Below are 15,879 nucleotides of genomic sequence, written 5' to 3' on the forward strand. Positions count from 1 at the left end.
ACTCTAGTGGACGCACCCGTGGTGCGGGATTCCGTCAGCCCGCGGCGGGGTCCGACGGAAGCGGGAAGAGCGAGTCGATCGTCGCCAACTCATCGGCGCTGGGCTGCCACGCCGAGGCCGCCGCGGCGTTCGAGCGCACCTGCTCGGGAGAGGTCGCGCCGGCGATCACGCTGCTCAGCGCGGGCTGCGCCAGGAGCCAGCCGAAGGTCGCCTGCACCATCGTGATGCCCCGCTCATCGCAGAACGAGCGGTAGGCCTCGATGGCATCCCACGGCGCGTTCTCCCACAGGTGACGCCGCTCCCGAGCGACACGCGTGTCGGCGGGAATGTGATCCCGCGTGAACTTCCCGGTCAGCAGGCCGTTGTGCAGCGGGAAGTACGGCAGGAAGCCACGGCCGAAGTGCCGGACGGCCGGCAGCACCTCTCGCTCGGCGGCGCGCGCGAGCAGGCTGTAGTGATTCTGCGCGGAGACGAACGGCACATCCCCGCGGGCGCGTGCGACCGCCTCCGCCTCGGCGATCTGCCACCCCGCGAAATTGGAATGGCCGATGTAACGGATCTTCCCTTCACGAACGAGTTCCGACAGCGCGTCGAGCGTCTCCTCGATGGGCGTCTCGGGGTCGGGCGTGTGCAGCTGATAGAGATCGATCCAGTCCGTCTGCAGACGCTCGAGCGACGCCTCAACCGCTCGACGGATGTAGACGCGCGACCCCTTGGCGCCGGGCAGACCGAGGTCCACCGCACTGTGGCCGAACTTCGTGGCCACGACGACGCGGTCACGGCGCCCGTGCAGCGCTTCGCCCATCAGAGTCTCGGACAGGCCGGGCTCCCCGCCGTAGATGTCGGCGGTGTCGAAGAAGGTGATGCCGGCGTCGAAGGCGGCATCCAGCACGGCGACCGTGCCGTCCAGCGTCTGTGTGGGCGTCCCCCGCCGACCGAAGTTGTTGCATCCCAGCCCGACGGCCGAGACGAGAAGGCTGGAGGTTCCGAGTCGCCGGGTCTGCACTGCGTCGTCCATCCTTCCACCGTAGACCCGGGGCACGGTGTGCACGGCCGAGACGAGGAGGAGCCCCCGTCTTTCGACGAGGGCTCCTCGGGTGTTCACTGCCGCGGGGCGTCCGGAGCGGGAGGCTCGGTGGTCGGCGGCGTGACGGGCGGCTGTGCTGCCGGCGGCGGGTAGGCACCGGCCGGAGGTGCCGGCGGAGCAGCGGGCGGCGGGTACGAGCCGGCCGGCGGGGTGCTGGGGGCCGCGGGCGGAGCGTATCCGGCGCCGGGGGCACCGTAGGCGCCGGCTGCAGGAGCTGCTCCGCCATCGGGCTGAACGGGGATCCCCTGCCAGACGGTCGTGTCGCGAAGGAACGAGGTGCGCCACGGCGAAGGCTGCACGTTGGGGTTCCACGGCGAGCTCGAGAAGGCTGCGATACCCAGCCAGATCAAGCCGCCGATACCCGGCAGGATGTAGAGCAGCACGAGCGGCCAGTCCTTGCCGAGCTTCTGGCCCACGCGAACGCTCGCCAGAGCGAGAGCGATGATCGCGAGGTAGCTGAAGATGAAGCCGATCGCCGGGATGTTGCTCAGCACGACCGTCGCGACGAGCGCGCCCAGCATGACCCAGGGCGAGATGTCACCGAGCTTCGCGAAGACCAGCTCGCGATAGATCGGCACCCAGGCACGCCACTTGCCCTGCACACCGGCCTTCTCGAAGATTTTCATGTAGAAGAACGAGCTGATGATGTAGCCCGCGAGCGCGAGGATCAGGATGATGGGAAGGATCAGCAGGAGAAGGGCGAGAACCGCGCCCGCCCCCGCACCATCGTCGTAGTAACCCGACATGAACGACCTCCTCAGTCGTGACCTGGACGACGCGCTCGCGTCGTCGGTCGCCGCTCATGCTAGCGAAACACGGGCTGTCGCGTGAGACGATGACGGCCGGTCCCCGCTGACTCAGACGACGAGCTCGAGTTCGCCGGATACCGCTGCCTCGCGCAGCACCCACCCGTTCGCATCCGCCCAGGCGACGAGATCGGCTCGCGACGCCACCGCCGGCGCCGAAAGCGCGAGCGCGCGGGTCAGCTCCCCCTTCGCGTGCTTGTTGAAATGGTTCAGCGCGCGTACCGTCCCGTCGGCGCCGGCGGAGACGACGCGTACGAAGGCCGACGACATCGCCGCAGGCACCGGAGCGAGCGCCACATAGGCCTCGGATCGCAGATCCAAGACGAAAGGCGCATTCGTCTCCCCCAGCGCGGCGGAGCCTGCGGCAGCCCAGTGACGCCGGAGCGGCGGGATGCCGGGGAGTGATGCCCCGGCCGCGAGACGGTACGCGGGGATCGGGTCGAGTGCGGCGACGGGACCGAATGGCGCCGACTGGATGAGCACGTGCTCCCCGAGCCAGTCTCGTGCGGCGGAATCGAGATTCGTCGAGCCCAGCGCATCGAACAGCACACCCGTGTAGCGGTCGACGGCCGGCATCGTCGGAGACGTCGTCAGCTCGGCGTTGACCGCGACCTCGCCCCGCTGACGGGCGCTGAGCTTCAGCACCCGCGCTGCGGCATCCGGGTCCGCCGACAGTGCGACGAGGGCAGCGACCGCGGCCCGTCGCTCGGGGGCCAGCTGCGGCAACGCGAGCGCGTCGATGTCGAGCGGCGCGCCGGTGCCGCCGGCACGCTTGGTCTCGGAGGGTGGCAGCAGCACCAGCATCCGTTGTCTCCCTTCAACGCGAGAGACCGCACCCCGGAGGGTGCGGTCTCTCGTAGACGCGGTACGGGTCAGGCCAGCGCGGCGTTGCCAGCCACGATGGTGAGCTCGTCACCCTCCATCGACAGGAAGCCGTCCTGCGCGTTGGCGACGATCTTCTCGCCGCCCGGCTGCGTGATGCGCACCTGGCCCTCGGCGAGGATGGCGAGCACCGGCTCGTGCCCCGCCATGAAGCCGATCTCGCCCTCGACGGTCTTGGCCACGACGAGGGATGCCTCACCCGACCAGACCTCCGCCTCGGCGGAGACGAGCGTGACCGTCAGAGCCATGTCAGCTGTTCTCCTTCTGGATCTTCGCCCACTTCTCTTCGACGTCGCCGATACCGCCGACGTTGAAGAAGGCCTGCTCGGCCACGTGGTCGAAGTCGCCCTTGACGATCGCGTCGAACGACTCGATGGTCTCCTTGATCGGGACCGTGGAGCCCTCGACACCGGTGAACTTCTTCGCCATGTAGGTGTTCTGCGAGAGGAACTGCTGGATGCGACGTGCACGCGACACGACGATCTTGTCCTCTTCGGAGAGCTCGTCGACACCGAGGATCGCGATGATCTCCTGCAGTTCCTTGTTCTTCTGCAGGATCTGCTTCACGGCGGTGGCCACGCGGTAGTGGTCCTCACCGATGTAGCGCGGGTCGAGGATGCGGCTCGTCGAGCTCAGCGGGTCGACGGCCGGGTAGAGACCCTTCGACGCGATCTCGCGCGAGAGCTCGGTCGTCGCGTCGAGGTGAGCGAAGGTCGTCGCCGGGGCGGGGTCGGTGTAGTCGTCAGCGGGGACGTAGATCGCCTGCAGCGAGGTGATCGAGTGACCGCGCGTCGAGGTGATGCGCTCCTGGAGCACACCCATCTCGTCGGCGAGGTTGGGCTGGTAGCCCACGGCCGAGGGCATGCGGCCCAGCAGCGTGGAGACCTCGGAGCCGGCCTGCGTGAAGCGGAAGATGTTGTCGATGAAGAGCAGCACGTCCTGCTTCTGCACGTCGCGGAAGTACTCCGCCATCGTCAGGGCCGACAGGGCGACGCGCAGACGCGTCCCCGGCGGCTCGTCCATCTGGCCGAAGACGAGGGCGGTCTTGTCGAAGACGCCCGCCTCCTCCATCTCGTGGATGAGGTCGTTGCCCTCACGCGTGCGCTCACCGACACCGGCGAACACCGACACACCACCGTGGTCCTGCGCGACGCGCTGGATCATCTCCTGGATGAGGACGGTCTTGCCGACGCCGGCACCACCGAAGAGGCCGATCTTTCCACCCTGGACGTAGGGCGTGAGGAGGTCGATGACCTTGATGCCGGTCTCGAACATCTGGGTCTTCGACTCGAGCTGGTCGAAGCTCGGCGCCTGGCGGTGGATGCCCCAGCGCTCGGTGACCTCGATGGTCTCGCCCTCGGCGGCGTTGAGAACGTCGCCCGTGACGTTGAAGACCTTGCCCTTGGTGACGTCGCCGACGGGGACCGTGATGGGGCCACCGGTGTCGCGCACCTCCTGGCCGCGGACCATGCCGTCGGTCGGCTTCAGCGAGATCGCGCGGACGAGGTCGTCGCCGAGGTGCTGAGCGACCTCGAGGGTGATCTCGGTCGACGCGCCGTCGATCGTGATCGTGGTCTTGAGCGCGTTGTAGATGTCGGGGATCGAGTCGTGCGGGAACTCGATGTCGACGACGGGGCCGGTGACGCGCGCAACGCGGCCGACGACCGACGTGGCTTCGGCAGTGACGGTGGTCATGTCTGTCTCTTTCGGTTGGTCTTACTTGCCCGACGCCAGAGCGTCGGCGCCGCCGACGATCTCGGCGATCTGCTGAGTGATCTCGGCCTGGCGAGCGTTGTTGCGCAGGCGGGTGTAGTCGGTGATGAGCTTGTCGGCGTTGTCGCTCGCCGACTTCATCGCCTTCTGCGTCGCGGCGTGCTTCGCGGCGGACGACTGGAGCAGCGCGTTGAACACGCGGCTCTGGACGTAGACCGGCAGCAGCGCGTCGAGCACCGTCTCGGGGTCGGGCTCGAACTCGTACAGCGGATAGACCGGAGCCTGGTCCGCCGTCGCGGCATCGGCCTCGACGACCTCGAGGGGCAGCAGACGGACCGCTTCCGGCGTCTGCGTCATCATGCTGACGAAACGGTTGTACACGAGGTGGATCTCGTCGACGCCGCCGTCTTCGCCGCCCTGAGCGTAGGCGTCGAGGAGAGCCCCGGCGACCTGCTCGGCCGTGCTGAAGTGCGGCGTATCGGTGTCACCCGTCCACTCCCCCGCAGCCCGCATCCGGCGGAACTGGAAGTACCCGACGGCCTTGCGACCGATGAGGTAGTAGTCCACTTCCTTGCCCTGCGACCGCAGCAGCTCGGCCAGCTCGAGACCCTCACGGAGGATCTGCGAGTTGAACGCGCCGGCGAGGCCGCGGTCGGAGGCGAAGATGACGACGGCGGAACGACGGATCGTTTCGCGCTCGGTCGTCAGCGGGTGCTCGACGTCGGAGTGGGTCGCCACCGCGGAGACGGCACGCGTCACAGCCCGCGCGAAGGGAGAGGACGCGCGGACGCGTCCCATCGCCTTCTGAATGCGCGAAGCCGCGATGAGCTCCATCGCCTTCGTGATCTTCTTGGTCGTCTGAGCAGAACTGATCTTCTGCTTGTAGACCCGGAGTTGTGCGCCCATAAGTGTGTGTCGTCCTCCGCGTCAGCCGCGGCGGCCCTTGACGATCTGCTCCTGGTTCACGTCATCGGCCTCGGCGGCGGCGGTCTCCTCGTGGCCCGGCTTGTTGATGGCCTGGCCCTTCCCGCCCTGGAACTCGAGCACGAACTCGTCGACGACCTTCTCGAGCTCGGCGACGGTGTCGTCGCCCAGCACGTTGGTCTCACGCAGCGTGTCGAGGATCGACGTGTTGCGCTTGAGGTAGTCGAGCAGCTCGCGCTCGAAGGTCAGGACGTCCTCGACCTCGATGGTGTCGAGCTTGCCGTTGGTTCCGGCCCAGATCGAGACGACCTGCTCCTCGACGGGGTACGGCGAGTACTGCGGCTGCTTGAGCAGCTCGGTCAGACGCGCACCACGCGCCAGCTGACGACGCGACGCGGCGTCGAGGTCCGACGCGAACATCGCGAACGCCTCGAGCGAGCGGTACTGGGCGAGCTCGAGCTTCAGCGTTCCCGAGACCTTCTTGATGGACTTGACCTGAGCGTCGCCGCCGACGCGCGACACCGAGATGCCCACGTCGACCGCGGGACGCTGGTTGGCGTTGAACAGGTCGGACTGCAGGAAGATCTGGCCGTCGGTGATCGAGATCACGTTGGTCGGGATGTACGCCGAGACGTCGTTGGCCTTGGTCTCGATGATCGGCAGACCCGTCATCGAACCCGCGCCCAGGTCGTCCGAGAGCTTCGCGCAACGCTCGAGCAGACGCGAGTGCAGGTAGAAGACGTCACCGGGGTACGCCTCGCGGCCCGGCGGACGACGCAGCAGCAGCGAGACGGCGCGGTATGCCTCGGCCTGCTTCGACAGGTCGTCGAAGATGATCAGGACGTGCTTGCCCTCGTACATCCAGTGCTGGCCGATGGCCGAGCCGGTGTACGGAGCGAGGTACTTGAAGCCGGCGGGGTCGGATGCCGGAGCCGCGACGATCGTCGTGTACTCCATGGCACCGGCGTCCTCGAGCGCGCCCTTCACCGAAGCGATGGTCGAGCCCTTCTGGCCGATGGCGACGTAGATGCAGCGAACCTGCTTGTTGACGTCGCCCGACTCCCAGTTGGCCTTCTGGTTGATGATCGTGTCGATCGCGATCGCCGTCTTGCCGGTCTGGCGGTCGCCGATGATCAGCTGACGCTGACCGCGGCCGACGGGGATCATGGCGTCGATCGCCTTGATGCCGGTCTGCATCGGCTCGTGGACCGACTTGCGCTGCATGACGCCGGGTGCCTGGAGCTCAAGGGCGCGGCGGCCGGTCGTGGCGATCTCGCCGAGACCGTCGATCGGGTTGCCGAGCGGGTCGACGACGCGGCCGAGGTAGCCCTCGCCGACACCGACCGAGAGAACCTCGCCCGTGCGGGTGACCTTCTGGCCTGCTTCGATGCCGGCGAAGTCGCCGAGGATGACGACACCGATCTCGTGCTCGTCGAGGTTCTGCGCGAGACCCTCCACGCCGTTGTCGAAGCGGACGAGCTCGTTCGCCATGACGCCGGGCAGACCCTCGACGTGGGCGATGCCGTCCGCCGCGTCGACGACGGTGCCGACCTCGGTCGCGGCGGCCCCGGTGGGCTCGTACGCGGCGACGAAGTCTTTCAGCGCGTCACGGATGACATCCGGGCTGATGGACAGTTCTGCCATGGTGTTCCTTCGGTCCTGAGTCTGAGGGTCCGGATGCATCCGGCCGGTGCGCCCCTGCGGGCGGTGAGGTGGGTCAGCCCGCCAGTCGCTGGCGGAGATCGGAGAGGCGGGAGGCGACGGTCGCGTCGATCACGTCGTCGCCGATCTCGATGCGCAGCCCGCCGACGACCGCGGGGTCGACGACGAGGTTGAGCGCGACAGGCGTGCCGTAGCGGTTCGAGAGGGTCTCGGCGAGGCGGGCGCGCTGCTGATCGTTGAGCGAGGTCGCCGTGCGGACGCTCGCGACGACGCGGCCGCGCTGGTTCGAGACGATGCGGATGGCCCGCTCGAGCAGCTGACGCACGCGGCGCTCGCGCGGACGCTGCACGATCGCCGACGCGATGAGCCGCGTGGCGGCACCGGCGCGTCCCTCGAGGAGACGATCGACGAGCGCTCCCTTGGCCGAGGCCTCACCCAGCCGGCTGCCGAGGGCGAGCTCGAGCTCGGGGTTGGCCGAGACGGTGTGCAGCACCCCGAAAAGCTCGTTCTCGAGGTCGCCCTGGTCGGCGACCGCCGCGGCGCGGATCGCCAGTTCCTCGACGGCGTCGACGAAGTCGTCGACCGAGGACCAGCGCTGCGCGACGGCGGTGCGCAGCAGCGACACGGTCTGCGGCGCGAAGGCCGGACCGAACACGTCGCCGACGACCTTGTCGCGGGCCTGCGGCGAGGCCGCGTTGTCCGTCAGCGCGCCGCTCAGCTGCGGCGAGTCCGCCAGAGCCCGCGCGGCGACGAACAGCTCACCGGACACGTCGAGCGTGAGCCCGGGGGTCTCGGCGATCGCCGCCGTCGTCGCGACGAGTGCCTGAGTGGTCGCGCTGCCCATCAGTTCGACGCCTTCTCGGAGGCCTCGAGCTCGCTGAGGAAACGGTCAACGACGGCCTGAGCCTTCTGGTCGTCGGACAGGGTCTCGCCGATGACGCCGCCGGCCAGGTCGAGGGCCAGCGTGCCGACCTCGCTGCGCAGCGAGACGACGGCCGCCTGACGCTCAGCCTCGATCTGCGTGTGCGCTGCCGTGGTGAGGCGCTCGGCCTCGGCCGATGCGTTCTGCTTCGCCTCGGCGACGATCTTGCGACCGTCCTCGCGAGCGGCGTCACGGATCTCACCGGCCTCCTTGCGGGCCTCGGCCAGCTGAGCGGTGTACTCCTCGAGTGCCGCCTCGGCCTTGCGCTGGGCTTCATCGGCCTTGGCGATGTTGCCCTCGATGGCCGCGCTGCGCGCGTCCAGCACCGTGTTCAGGCGCGGCATCGCGTAGCGCACCACCACGAAGATGATGACGAGGAAGCAGACAGCCGACCAGATGATGTCGTAGACCGCCGGGAGGATCGGGACCTGGTTGGATCCCTCCTCCGCCGCAAGCGTGACAAGAGCGTTCAGCATCCTGTCTCCTTATCTGTGGGTCGCGTCGGGATCAGAGCGCGTTGAAGATGAACGGCGTGACGATGCCGATCAGCGCGAGGATCTCGATGAACGCGACACCGATGAACATGGTGCTCTGCAGGCGGCCTGCGAGCTCGGGCTGACGGGCGGTCGACTCGATGGTCTTGCCGATCATGATGCCGAGGCCGATGGCCGGGCCGATGGCCGCGAGGCCGTAACCCACGGTCGCGATGTTGCCGGTGACCTGGGCGAGAACCGTCGTTGCGTCCACTGGTGTTTTCCTTTCGTAGGGCGAGCAGCCGGTCAGCTGCTCGTCAGTGCTCTTCCGCGACCGCGAGCTGGATGTAGACCGCGGTGAGGATCGTGAAGACGTAGGCCTGGAGGATCGAGACGAAGATCTCGAAGAGGGTGAAGGCGAAGCCCATCGCGAGCGTTCCCGCCGCGAGCGGCGTGAAGGCGTTGAGGCCCAGGAGGAAGAACTGGGTCGCCGCGAAGAACAGCACGAGCATGAGGTGGCCGACCATCATGTTCAGCAGCAGTCGCAGGAAGAGCGACACCGGGCGCGCGATGAAGGTCGAGATGAGCTCGACGAGCGCGATGATCGGCAGCAGGTAGACCGGAACACCGCTCGGCACGAGCGAGTTCTTGATGAAGTGCCCGACGCCGTGCTTGCGGATGCCGGCGTAGATGAACATGACGTACGCCACGAGCGCGAACACCAGCGGCGCACCGGCCACCGAGGTTCCCGCGATGTTCATTCCGGGGATGACGCCGGTGAGGTTCATGAACAGGATCGTGAAGAACATCGCCGTCAGCAGAGGCAGGAAACGGCGGCCGTCCTTCTCGCCCAGGACCTGGTACACGACCTGGTCGCGGACGAAGCCGAAGCCGAACTCGACCACGCTCTGGAACCGGCCGGGCACCACCGAGAGGCGGCGCGTGCCGACCACCAGGAAGATCACCAGCGCCACGGTCGCGATGACCTGGACCATGCTGATCCGGGTGAATTCGAAGGGCGTGCCTTCGAACAGCAGAGCCGGCGGGAAGAAGTCGGAGATGGACGGCGGGTGGAACTCGTTGTCCGATGCCGCCGCTGCGACAATCGTCGTCGCTTGAGTCAACGTATTGGCTCCAGCTTCTCGGGCCAGCCAGGACTAGCTCGGTGAGGGTTAGAAGGGGAACAACTCCAGCGGGGCCTCAGTGTCGTCACTGCACACCAGCCGCAGAGTGTAGTCCCACACTACCAAAGGTTACGGCTCGACCTAATCCTGGATCGTGTCGCGCGTCGGAAGCGCGACATCCGAGGCCCCCGAGAGCCGCATCCGGCTGAGCACGACCAGATCGACGACGAGCGACGCGATCGCCGCCACGATCACGGCGAGGGCGAAGATCCCCCGCTCGAGCCACTCCACCTGGAACAGCAGCAGCAGCGCGACGATCACGAGGACGAACTTCAGCAGCCACCCGCCGAGCACGACGGCGAAGAAGATCTGGAGCCACTGCGGGTGCCCGTACCAGTGGTTGCCGATCAGGATGCTGAGCGCGGTGAACGCCGGGAAGACGATGCCGACCAGCGCGCCCAGCACACCGCTCCACGCGCCCTCCGTGCCCGCGACGAGTCCGCCGACGAGCGCGAGCGCCGCCGCGACGACGACGCCGACGATCAATCCCCAGGTGAGCGCTGCGCGCAGGATGGGCGTGCTGGAGATGCGGCGGCGAGCGGCGGGATCGGGGGTGTTCGCAGTCACGAGGAGGGCTCTTTCACGGGGACGGCCGGGCGCTGAGGGCGCGCGGGGATGAAGGTCACGACGAGGCACGCGGCGACGCCGAGGACGAGGAAGCCGAGGCCGAAGAGGTAGTCCCCCGGCCAGGCGGCGGTGGTTCCGATGTACATCAGCAGCACCGAGAGGCTGACGACCGTCGTCCAGGCGTAGAAGATCAGCACGGCGTCGCGGTCGCTGTGACCCATGTCGAGCATGCGGTGATGCAGGTGCTTGCGGTCGGGCGAGAACGGCGACTTGCCCCTCGACATGCGGCGGATGACCGCCATCCCGAAGTCGAGCAGCGGCAGGAGGACCACGACGACCGGCAGCAGGATGGGGATGAACGCACCCAGCAGCTGCGATCGGCCGAACACGTCGTTGTCGCCCGTGGCCGGGACGAGGGTGCCCGTGACGAGAATGGCCGAGCAGCTCATGAGCAGTCCGATCATGAGCGCTCCGGAGTCGCCCATGAAGAGCTTCGCGGGGTTCCAGTTCAGCGGCAGGAACCCGGCGCACACGCCGAGGAGCACGACGGCGAGGAAGGATGCCAGGTTCGCGTAGCTGCTCGCGCCGAAGTCGCGCCCGAGCAGGTAGGTGTAGGTGAAGAAGACGCCGTTCGCGATCAGCGCGACGCCCGCCACGAGGCCGTCGAGACCGTCGATGAAGTTGACGGCGTTCATCACGACGACGATCGAGAACACCGTGATGGTGAAGCTCGCGGCGCTCGACACGACCGTCTGACCGCCGAGGGGGATCGTGTACATCTGCACTCCCCCGAAACCGACGACGATGGCCGCCGCGGCGAACTGCGCACCGAGCTTGATGAGCCAGTCGAGGTCCCACAGGTCGTCGGCGACCCCGACCACGACGATGAGGGCGGTCGCGGCGAGGATGGCCCAGATCGGTTCGGGTTTGGCCCAGAAGATCGCGAAGAACGGGATCTGCGAGGAGGTCAGGATGACCGCCGTGGCGCCGAGGAACATCCCGACGCCGCCGAGCCGCGGCGTCGGCGTCTTATGGACGTCGCGGTCGCGGATCTCGGGGTAGAGCTTGTACCGCAGGCTCACCTTGAGGACGAGCCACGTCAGCCCGAAGGTGACGAGGGCCGTGACCACGAAGGTGGCCAGGTAGAGCCTCACGCGACGCTGCCGCCGGCGGTCTCGCCGGTACCGCTCCCGGAGCCGGGCTCCATCGGCGTGCGGTTCGCCGCCTCGGCGTGCTCGGGCTCCGGGTCGGGCTCGAGCAGGTCTCCGAGCACGTCGCGCAGCGCCTCACGGCTGACAGCTCCCTCGCGCAGCACGCGCACGGGAGCGGGGTCGGAGCCGACCAGCGTCGTCGCGTCGATGATCGTCGAGGCGATGCCGGTCGCGGCCGGGCCGCCGTCGAGATAGACCGAGACGCTGTCGCCCAGCATCCGCACCGCGTCGTCGATCGTGACGGCGGCGTTCATCTTCGTGCGGTTCGCGCTCGAGACCGCCAGCGGCCCGCACTCCTCGAGAAGCTCGAGAGCGAAGCGGTCGGCGGGCATCCGCACGGCCACGGTTCCTCGGGTCTCGCCCAGATCCCACGACAGCGACGGCTGGGCCGGCAGGACGATCGTCAGGCCGCCGGGCCAGAACGCTTCGACGAGCCGTTCGACCGGTTCGGGCACCTCTGCCACGAGCGCGCGCATCGTGGCGATGCCGGCGACGAGCACGGGGGGCGGCGACTGCCGTCCCCGTCCCTTCGCGGCGAGCAGCTTGGCGACGGCCGAGGCGCTGAAGGCGTCGGCGGCGACACCGTAGACGGTGTCGGTGGGCAGGACGATGAGATCGCCGCGGCCGATGGCCTGGCGCGCCTGGCGCATGCCGGGGAGGACCTGGGTCTCGTCGCGGCAGTCGAAAACGGGAGACATGACCGCTCCAGTGTACGGCGGACCCCGGCCGCTCTCAGGAGCGGACGGCCGTCGTGGTGCGGTCGCGCATCGTGAGATCGGGATGGGTGGCCGCTGCCGACCACCCGTCGGAGGCCAGGATGCTGCGGATCGCGGCCCCCTGCAGCTCGCCGTGCTCGATGACGATACTGCCCCCGGGATGCACCAGGCGGAGCCCGACTCGCGACAGGGTCCGCACGACATCGAGGCCGTCGGCGCCGCCGTAGAGCGCCGCCGGCGGGTCCCACAGCCGCACTTCGGGGTCGCGCGGGATCGCGTCGTCGGGCACGTAGGGCGGGTTCGACACGAGCACCGAGACGGTGCCGTCGAGCTCCGGGAAAGCGCGCTCGAGGTCGATGAAGGCGAGGCGGGCGTTCGAAGCCCCGACGAGGGCGAAGTTCTCCTTCGTCCAGATGAACGCGTCGACGGAATTCTCGGCGGCGAAGACCCGGGCGTGCGGCACCTCCGTCGCCAGCGCCAGGGCGATCGCACCCGACCCGGTGCCGAGGTCGACGGCGACGGGCTCGGGGCCCGCGGCAGCACGCAGCAGGTCGATCGCGATCTGCGCGACCGATTCCGTCTCGGGACGCGGCACGAAGACGCCGGGACCGACGCGGAGCTCGAGGTGGCGGAACGGTGCAACCCCGGTCAGATGCTGCAGGGGCTCGCGCGCCGCACGGCGGGCCACGAGGTCGGCCAGTCGCGCGGCCTCTTCCTCGCCGATCGAGTCACCGCGGAAGACCGCGGCCGACAGCTCGCCCCGTCCGATGCCGAGGACGTGCGCGGCGAGGAGCTCGGCGTCGACCTGCGGGGTCGGGACGAAGGCGGCCTCGAGTTCGGCGGTCGCGGCACGCAGGACCTCGGTCAGGGTCGATGCGGGAGGGGGCGCGGTGCTCATGGCGCCGACAAGCCTAATCACGAGTGCGGATTCGTCACATTCGGCTCCCACGGCGAGGGGCGACAATAGGCTGGGGCGACGATCCCGCCGCGACGCGGCATCCGCTCGAAAACCCGAAAGGCAGACATGTCCGACCCGGTCACCCACGGCATCCACCCCGACATCACCACCGCGTACGGCAACACGCCTCTCGTGCGGTTGAACCGCGTCAGCGAGGGCCTGCCGGGCACGGTGCTCGCCAAGCTCGAGTTCTACAACCCGGCGTCGTCGGTCAAGGATCGCCTCGGCATCGCCATCGTCGACGCCGCCGAGAAGGCCGGCGCTCTCCAGCCCGGCGGCACGATCGTCGAGGGCACGAGCGGCAACACCGGCATCGCACTGGCCATGGTGGGCGCAGCGCGCGGCTATCGCGTCATCCTCACGATGCCCTCGTCGATGTCGATGGAGCGCCGTCTGCTGCTCAAGGCGTACGGCGCCGAGCTCGTGCTCACCGACCCTTCGCTGGGCATGAAGGGCGCCGTCTCGGAGGCGGAGAAGATCGCCGCCGAGACGCCGGGAGCAGTCCTCGCGAAGCAGTTCGCCAACGAGGCCAACCCCGACATCCACCGCCGCACGACGGCCGAGGAAATCCTCCGCGACACCGACGGCCAGGTCGGCTACTTCGTCGCCGGCATCGGCACGGGCGGCACGATCACCGGCGTCGGCCAGGTGCTCAAGGAGCGCCTCGCCGATGTGAAGGTGGTCGCGGTCGAGCCGAAGGACTCCCCTCTGCTGACCGAGGGGAAGCCCGGCCCCCACAAGATCCAGGGCATCGGGCCGAACTTCATTCCGCCGATCCTCGACCAGGGCGTCATCGACGAGGTGCAGGATGTCACCTTCGACGACGCGATCCGCGTCGCGCGCGAGGTCGCGCAGAAGGAAGGCATCCTCGTCGGCATCTCGTCGGGTGCGGCCGTCTGGGCCGCGCTCCAGGTCGCAGCGCGTCCCGAGGCCGAGGGCAAGAACATCGTCGTGATCATCCCCTCGTTCGGTGAGCGCTACCTCTCGACCCCGCTGTTCGAGGATCTGCGCGAAGACTGATGGGATCGCTCCGAGCACGCATCCGCGAAGACCTGGCCGCCGCGAAGCTCCGCGACCCCGCGGCGCGCAGCGGCCTCGAGATCGCGTTGCTGTACCCGGGGCTGCACGCGGTCTGGTCGTACCGCATCATGCACCGGCTGTGGCTCCGGCGCGCGCGATTCCTCGCGCGCGCCGGGTCGCAGCTGACCCGCTGGCTCACGGGCATCGAGATCCATCCCGGAGCGCGGATCGGCAGGCGTTTCTTCATCGACCACGGCATGGGCGTCGTGATCGGCGAGACCGCCGTCGTCGGTGACGACGTCATGCTGTACCACGGGGTGACTCTGGGCGGTCGCACCCGTCACGCCGGCAAGCGGCATCCCACACTCGAGGACGGTGTCGCCGTCGGCGCCGGCGCGAAGATCCTCGGTCCGATCACGATCGGCGCCCGAAGCGTCGTCGGCGCCAACGCGGTCGTCACGAAGGACGCCCCCGCCGATTCGGTGCTCGTTGGCGTGCCCGCCCGTCCTCGTGTCCGCCGCGAGGGCGAGGACACCCGCGCGGTGCTGACCGCACCCGAGTACCACATCTGAGTCTGATCGCCGGCTCCCGTCGACTTGCCAGAAACGGCGGATGCGGGGGCCACCGGACCCGCCGATCCTGGCGAGTCGACGCGCCAGCGCGAGGAAGCGCGAGGGTCAGTCGTCGGCGAGAGCCGCCAGGCGGGCCTCTTCGTCGGCGGCGATGCAGCTGTCGATGACGGGTCCGAGGGCGCCGTCCATCACCTGATCGAGGTTGTAGGCCTTGTAGCCCGTCCGGTGATCCGCGATGCGGTTCTCGGGGAAGTTGTAGGTGCGGATGCGCTCGGACCGGTCCATCCCGCGGATCTGCGAGCGGCGGGCGTCGGATGCCGCGGCATCCCGCTCCTCCTGCTGCTTCGCCAGCAGCCGGGCGCGCAGCACGCGCATGCCGGCCTCGCGGTTCTGCAGCTGACTCTTCTCGTTCTGCATCGAGACGACGATGCCCGTGGGCACGTGCGTGATCCGCACGGCGGAGTCGGTCGTGTTGACCGACTGCCCGCCGGGGCCCGAGGAGCGGAAGACGTCGATCTTCAGGTCGTTCGGGTCGATCGTGATCTCTTCGGGCTCATCGACCTCGGGGAACACGAGCACGCCCGTCGTGGAGGTGTGGATGCGCCCCTGCGACTCGGTGGCGGGCACCCGCTGCACGCGGTGCACCCCGCCCTCGTACTTCAGGTGCGCCCACACTCCCTGCGACGGGTCGGAGGACGATCCCTTAATGGCGACCTGGACGTCCTTGTACCCGCCGAGGTCGGACTCGTTGCGCTCGAGAAGCTCGGTCTTCCAGCCGCGCGAGGCGGCGTACTGCATGTACATCCGCAGCAGGTCGGCGGCGAACAGAGCGGACTCCGCTCCCCCTTCGCCCTGCTTGATCTCCATGATGACGTCGCGGGCGTCGTCGGGATCGCGCGGGATGAGCAGGCGACGCAGGCGCTCCTGCGCCTCGCGCAGCCCCTCCTCGAGGGCCGGCACCTCCGCCGCGAACGCGTCGTCCTCACGAGCGAGCTCGCGAGCCGCCGCGAGGTCGTCGGATGCCGCGACCCACGCGTCGTGGGCCGCGACGATCCGCGACAGCTCGGCGTAGCGCCGGTTCACGCGCTTGGCGCGCGCGGCGTCGGCGTGCACCGCGGGGTCGGAGAGCTCCTCCTGAACCGCGCGGTGCTCGTCGAGCAGCCCTCGGACCGACTCGAACAT

18 protein-coding genes are annotated in these 15,879 nt (G+C 68.8%); 2 read left to right on the plus strand and 16 right to left on the minus strand.

Going from position 1 to position 15,879, the window contains the following annotated elements; all coding sequences use genetic code 11:
• Positions 1 to 34 precede the first annotated feature (34 nt).
• From C1N74_RS11400 to prmC, 15 genes are all read right to left on the minus strand, one after another.
• Entirely contained in the window at positions 35 to 1,018 is a 984-nt protein-coding gene (locus tag C1N74_RS11400) for an aldo/keto reductase (RefSeq protein ID WP_137750563.1), read from the minus strand.
• Between the two features lie 83 nt (positions 1,019 to 1,101).
• Positions 1,102 to 1,833, minus strand: a complete 732-nt coding sequence (locus C1N74_RS16405; protein WP_181405521.1) for a large exoprotein — start codon at positions 1,831 to 1,833, stop codon at positions 1,102 to 1,104.
• Positions 1,834 to 1,944: 111 nt separating this feature from the next.
• Positions 1,945 to 2,697 carry a YaaA family protein gene (locus C1N74_RS11410; RefSeq protein WP_071919291.1) on the minus strand — a complete coding sequence of 251 codons (753 nt, stop codon included), beginning with the start codon at positions 2,695 to 2,697 and terminating at the stop codon, positions 1,945 to 1,947.
• Positions 2,698 to 2,765: 68 nt separating this feature from the next.
• Positions 2,766 to 3,023, minus strand: coding sequence for a F0F1 ATP synthase subunit epsilon (locus C1N74_RS11415; RefSeq protein ID WP_023955192.1), 258 nt, complete (start codon positions 3,021 to 3,023; stop codon positions 2,766 to 2,768).
• A 1-nt stretch (position 3,024) separates the two neighbouring features.
• On the minus strand, positions 3,025 to 4,470 hold the full coding sequence (gene atpD, locus C1N74_RS11420) for a F0F1 ATP synthase subunit beta (protein WP_023955194.1): 1,446 nt from the start codon (positions 4,468 to 4,470) through the stop codon (positions 3,025 to 3,027).
• 21 nt (positions 4,471 to 4,491) lie between these two features.
• Positions 4,492 to 5,394 (minus strand): F0F1 ATP synthase subunit gamma, encoded by a 903-nt coding sequence (locus C1N74_RS11425; RefSeq protein ID WP_023955196.1) that lies wholly within the window; start codon positions 5,392 to 5,394, stop codon positions 4,492 to 4,494.
• A gap of 21 nt (positions 5,395 to 5,415) precedes the next feature.
• Positions 5,416 to 7,056 (minus strand): F0F1 ATP synthase subunit alpha, encoded by a 1,641-nt coding sequence (gene atpA, locus C1N74_RS11430; protein WP_023955198.1) that lies wholly within the window; start codon positions 7,054 to 7,056, stop codon positions 5,416 to 5,418.
• Positions 7,057 to 7,129: 73 nt separating this feature from the next.
• Positions 7,130 to 7,918 carry a F0F1 ATP synthase subunit delta gene (locus tag C1N74_RS11435; protein WP_023955200.1) on the minus strand — a complete coding sequence of 263 codons (789 nt, stop codon included), beginning with the start codon at positions 7,916 to 7,918 and terminating at the stop codon, positions 7,130 to 7,132.
• Positions 7,918 to 8,472 (minus strand): F0F1 ATP synthase subunit B, encoded by a 555-nt coding sequence (locus C1N74_RS11440; protein WP_071919289.1) that lies wholly within the window; start codon positions 8,470 to 8,472, stop codon positions 7,918 to 7,920. The genes C1N74_RS11435 and C1N74_RS11440 overlap by 1 nt, the downstream gene beginning before the upstream one ends.
• Positions 8,473 to 8,503: 31 nt before the next feature.
• Positions 8,504 to 8,743, minus strand: a complete 240-nt coding sequence (atpE, locus tag C1N74_RS11445) for an ATP synthase F0 subunit C (protein WP_023955203.1) — start codon at positions 8,741 to 8,743, stop codon at positions 8,504 to 8,506.
• Between the two features lie 43 nt (positions 8,744 to 8,786).
• Entirely contained in the window at positions 8,787 to 9,593 is an 807-nt protein-coding gene (atpB, locus tag C1N74_RS11450; protein WP_023955205.1) for a F0F1 ATP synthase subunit A, read from the minus strand.
• Between the two features lie 141 nt (positions 9,594 to 9,734).
• On the minus strand, positions 9,735 to 10,220 hold the full coding sequence (locus C1N74_RS11455) for a hypothetical protein (RefSeq protein WP_088380207.1): 486 nt from the start codon (positions 10,218 to 10,220) through the stop codon (positions 9,735 to 9,737).
• On the minus strand, positions 10,217 to 11,374 hold the full coding sequence (locus C1N74_RS11460; protein ID WP_023955209.1) for an MraY family glycosyltransferase: 1,158 nt from the start codon (positions 11,372 to 11,374) through the stop codon (positions 10,217 to 10,219). The genes C1N74_RS11455 and C1N74_RS11460 overlap by 4 nt, the downstream gene beginning before the upstream one ends.
• Complete coding sequence (locus C1N74_RS11465; protein WP_083990520.1) at positions 11,371 to 12,129, minus strand: L-threonylcarbamoyladenylate synthase; 759 nt, start codon at positions 12,127 to 12,129, stop codon at positions 11,371 to 11,373. The genes C1N74_RS11460 and C1N74_RS11465 overlap by 4 nt, the downstream gene beginning before the upstream one ends.
• 34 nt (positions 12,130 to 12,163) lie before the next feature.
• The gene (prmC, locus tag C1N74_RS11470) at positions 12,164 to 13,045 is read right to left on the minus strand and encodes a peptide chain release factor N(5)-glutamine methyltransferase (RefSeq protein ID WP_023955213.1); all 882 of its coding nucleotides are present in this window, start codon (positions 13,043 to 13,045) and stop codon (positions 12,164 to 12,166) included.
• A 126-nt stretch (positions 13,046 to 13,171) separates the two neighbouring features.
• Between prmC and cysK the strand changes: the two genes are divergently transcribed.
• Complete coding sequence (gene cysK / locus C1N74_RS11475; protein WP_023955215.1) at positions 13,172 to 14,125, plus strand: cysteine synthase A; 954 nt, start codon at positions 13,172 to 13,174, stop codon at positions 14,123 to 14,125.
• The gene (gene epsC, locus C1N74_RS11480) at positions 14,125 to 14,697 is read left to right on the plus strand and encodes a serine O-acetyltransferase EpsC (RefSeq protein ID WP_023955217.1); all 573 of its coding nucleotides are present in this window, start codon (positions 14,125 to 14,127) and stop codon (positions 14,695 to 14,697) included. The genes cysK and epsC overlap by 1 nt, the downstream gene beginning before the upstream one ends.
• A gap of 105 nt (positions 14,698 to 14,802) precedes the next feature.
• Here epsC and prfA read toward each other — a convergent pair whose 3' ends face one another.
• Positions 14,803 to 15,879, minus strand: a complete 1,077-nt coding sequence (gene prfA / locus C1N74_RS11485) for a peptide chain release factor 1 (protein WP_023955219.1) — start codon at positions 15,877 to 15,879, stop codon at positions 14,803 to 14,805.

The sequence above is a fragment of the Microbacterium sp. SGAir0570 genome, assembly GCF_005491085.2.
GTDB classification, from domain to species: domain Bacteria; phylum Actinomycetota; class Actinomycetes; order Actinomycetales; family Microbacteriaceae; genus Microbacterium; species Microbacterium arborescens.

What these genes read in the sequence shown, in the direction of transcription:
- C1N74_RS11400 (WP_137750563.1), bottom strand. Translation starts at nt 1,018, where the DNA reads ATGGACGACGCAGTGCAGACCCGGCGACTCGGAACCTCCAGCCTTCTC.
- C1N74_RS16405 (WP_181405521.1), bottom strand. Translation starts at nt 1,833, where the DNA reads ATGTCGGGTTACTACGACGATGGTGCGGGGGCGGGCGCGGTTCTCGCC.
- C1N74_RS11410 (WP_071919291.1), bottom strand. Translation starts at nt 2,697, where the DNA reads ATGCTGGTGCTGCTGCCACCCTCCGAGACCAAGCGTGCCGGCGGCACC.
- C1N74_RS11415 (WP_023955192.1), bottom strand. Translation starts at nt 3,023, where the DNA reads ATGGCTCTGACGGTCACGCTCGTCTCCGCCGAGGCGGAGGTCTGGTCG.
- atpD (WP_023955194.1), bottom strand. Translation starts at nt 4,470, where the DNA reads ATGACCACCGTCACTGCCGAAGCCACGTCGGTCGTCGGCCGCGTTGCG.
- C1N74_RS11425 (WP_023955196.1), bottom strand. Translation starts at nt 5,394, where the DNA reads ATGGGCGCACAACTCCGGGTCTACAAGCAGAAGATCAGTTCTGCTCAG.
- atpA (WP_023955198.1), bottom strand. Translation starts at nt 7,056, where the DNA reads ATGGCAGAACTGTCCATCAGCCCGGATGTCATCCGTGACGCGCTGAAA.
- C1N74_RS11435 (WP_023955200.1), bottom strand. Translation starts at nt 7,918, where the DNA reads ATGGGCAGCGCGACCACTCAGGCACTCGTCGCGACGACGGCGGCGATC.
- C1N74_RS11440 (WP_071919289.1), bottom strand. Translation starts at nt 8,472, where the DNA reads ATGCTGAACGCTCTTGTCACGCTTGCGGCGGAGGAGGGATCCAACCAG.
- C1N74_RS11465 (WP_083990520.1), bottom strand. Translation starts at nt 12,129, where the DNA reads ATGTCTCCCGTTTTCGACTGCCGCGACGAGACCCAGGTCCTCCCCGGC.
- prmC (WP_023955213.1), bottom strand. Translation starts at nt 13,045, where the DNA reads ATGAGCACCGCGCCCCCTCCCGCATCGACCCTGACCGAGGTCCTGCGT.
- cysK (WP_023955215.1), top strand. Translation starts at nt 13,172, where the DNA reads ATGTCCGACCCGGTCACCCACGGCATCCACCCCGACATCACCACCGCG.
- epsC (WP_023955217.1), top strand. Translation starts at nt 14,125, where the DNA reads ATGGGATCGCTCCGAGCACGCATCCGCGAAGACCTGGCCGCCGCGAAG.
- prfA (WP_023955219.1), bottom strand. Translation starts at nt 15,879, where the DNA reads ATGTTCGAGTCGGTCCGAGGGCTGCTCGACGAGCACCGCGCGGTTCAG.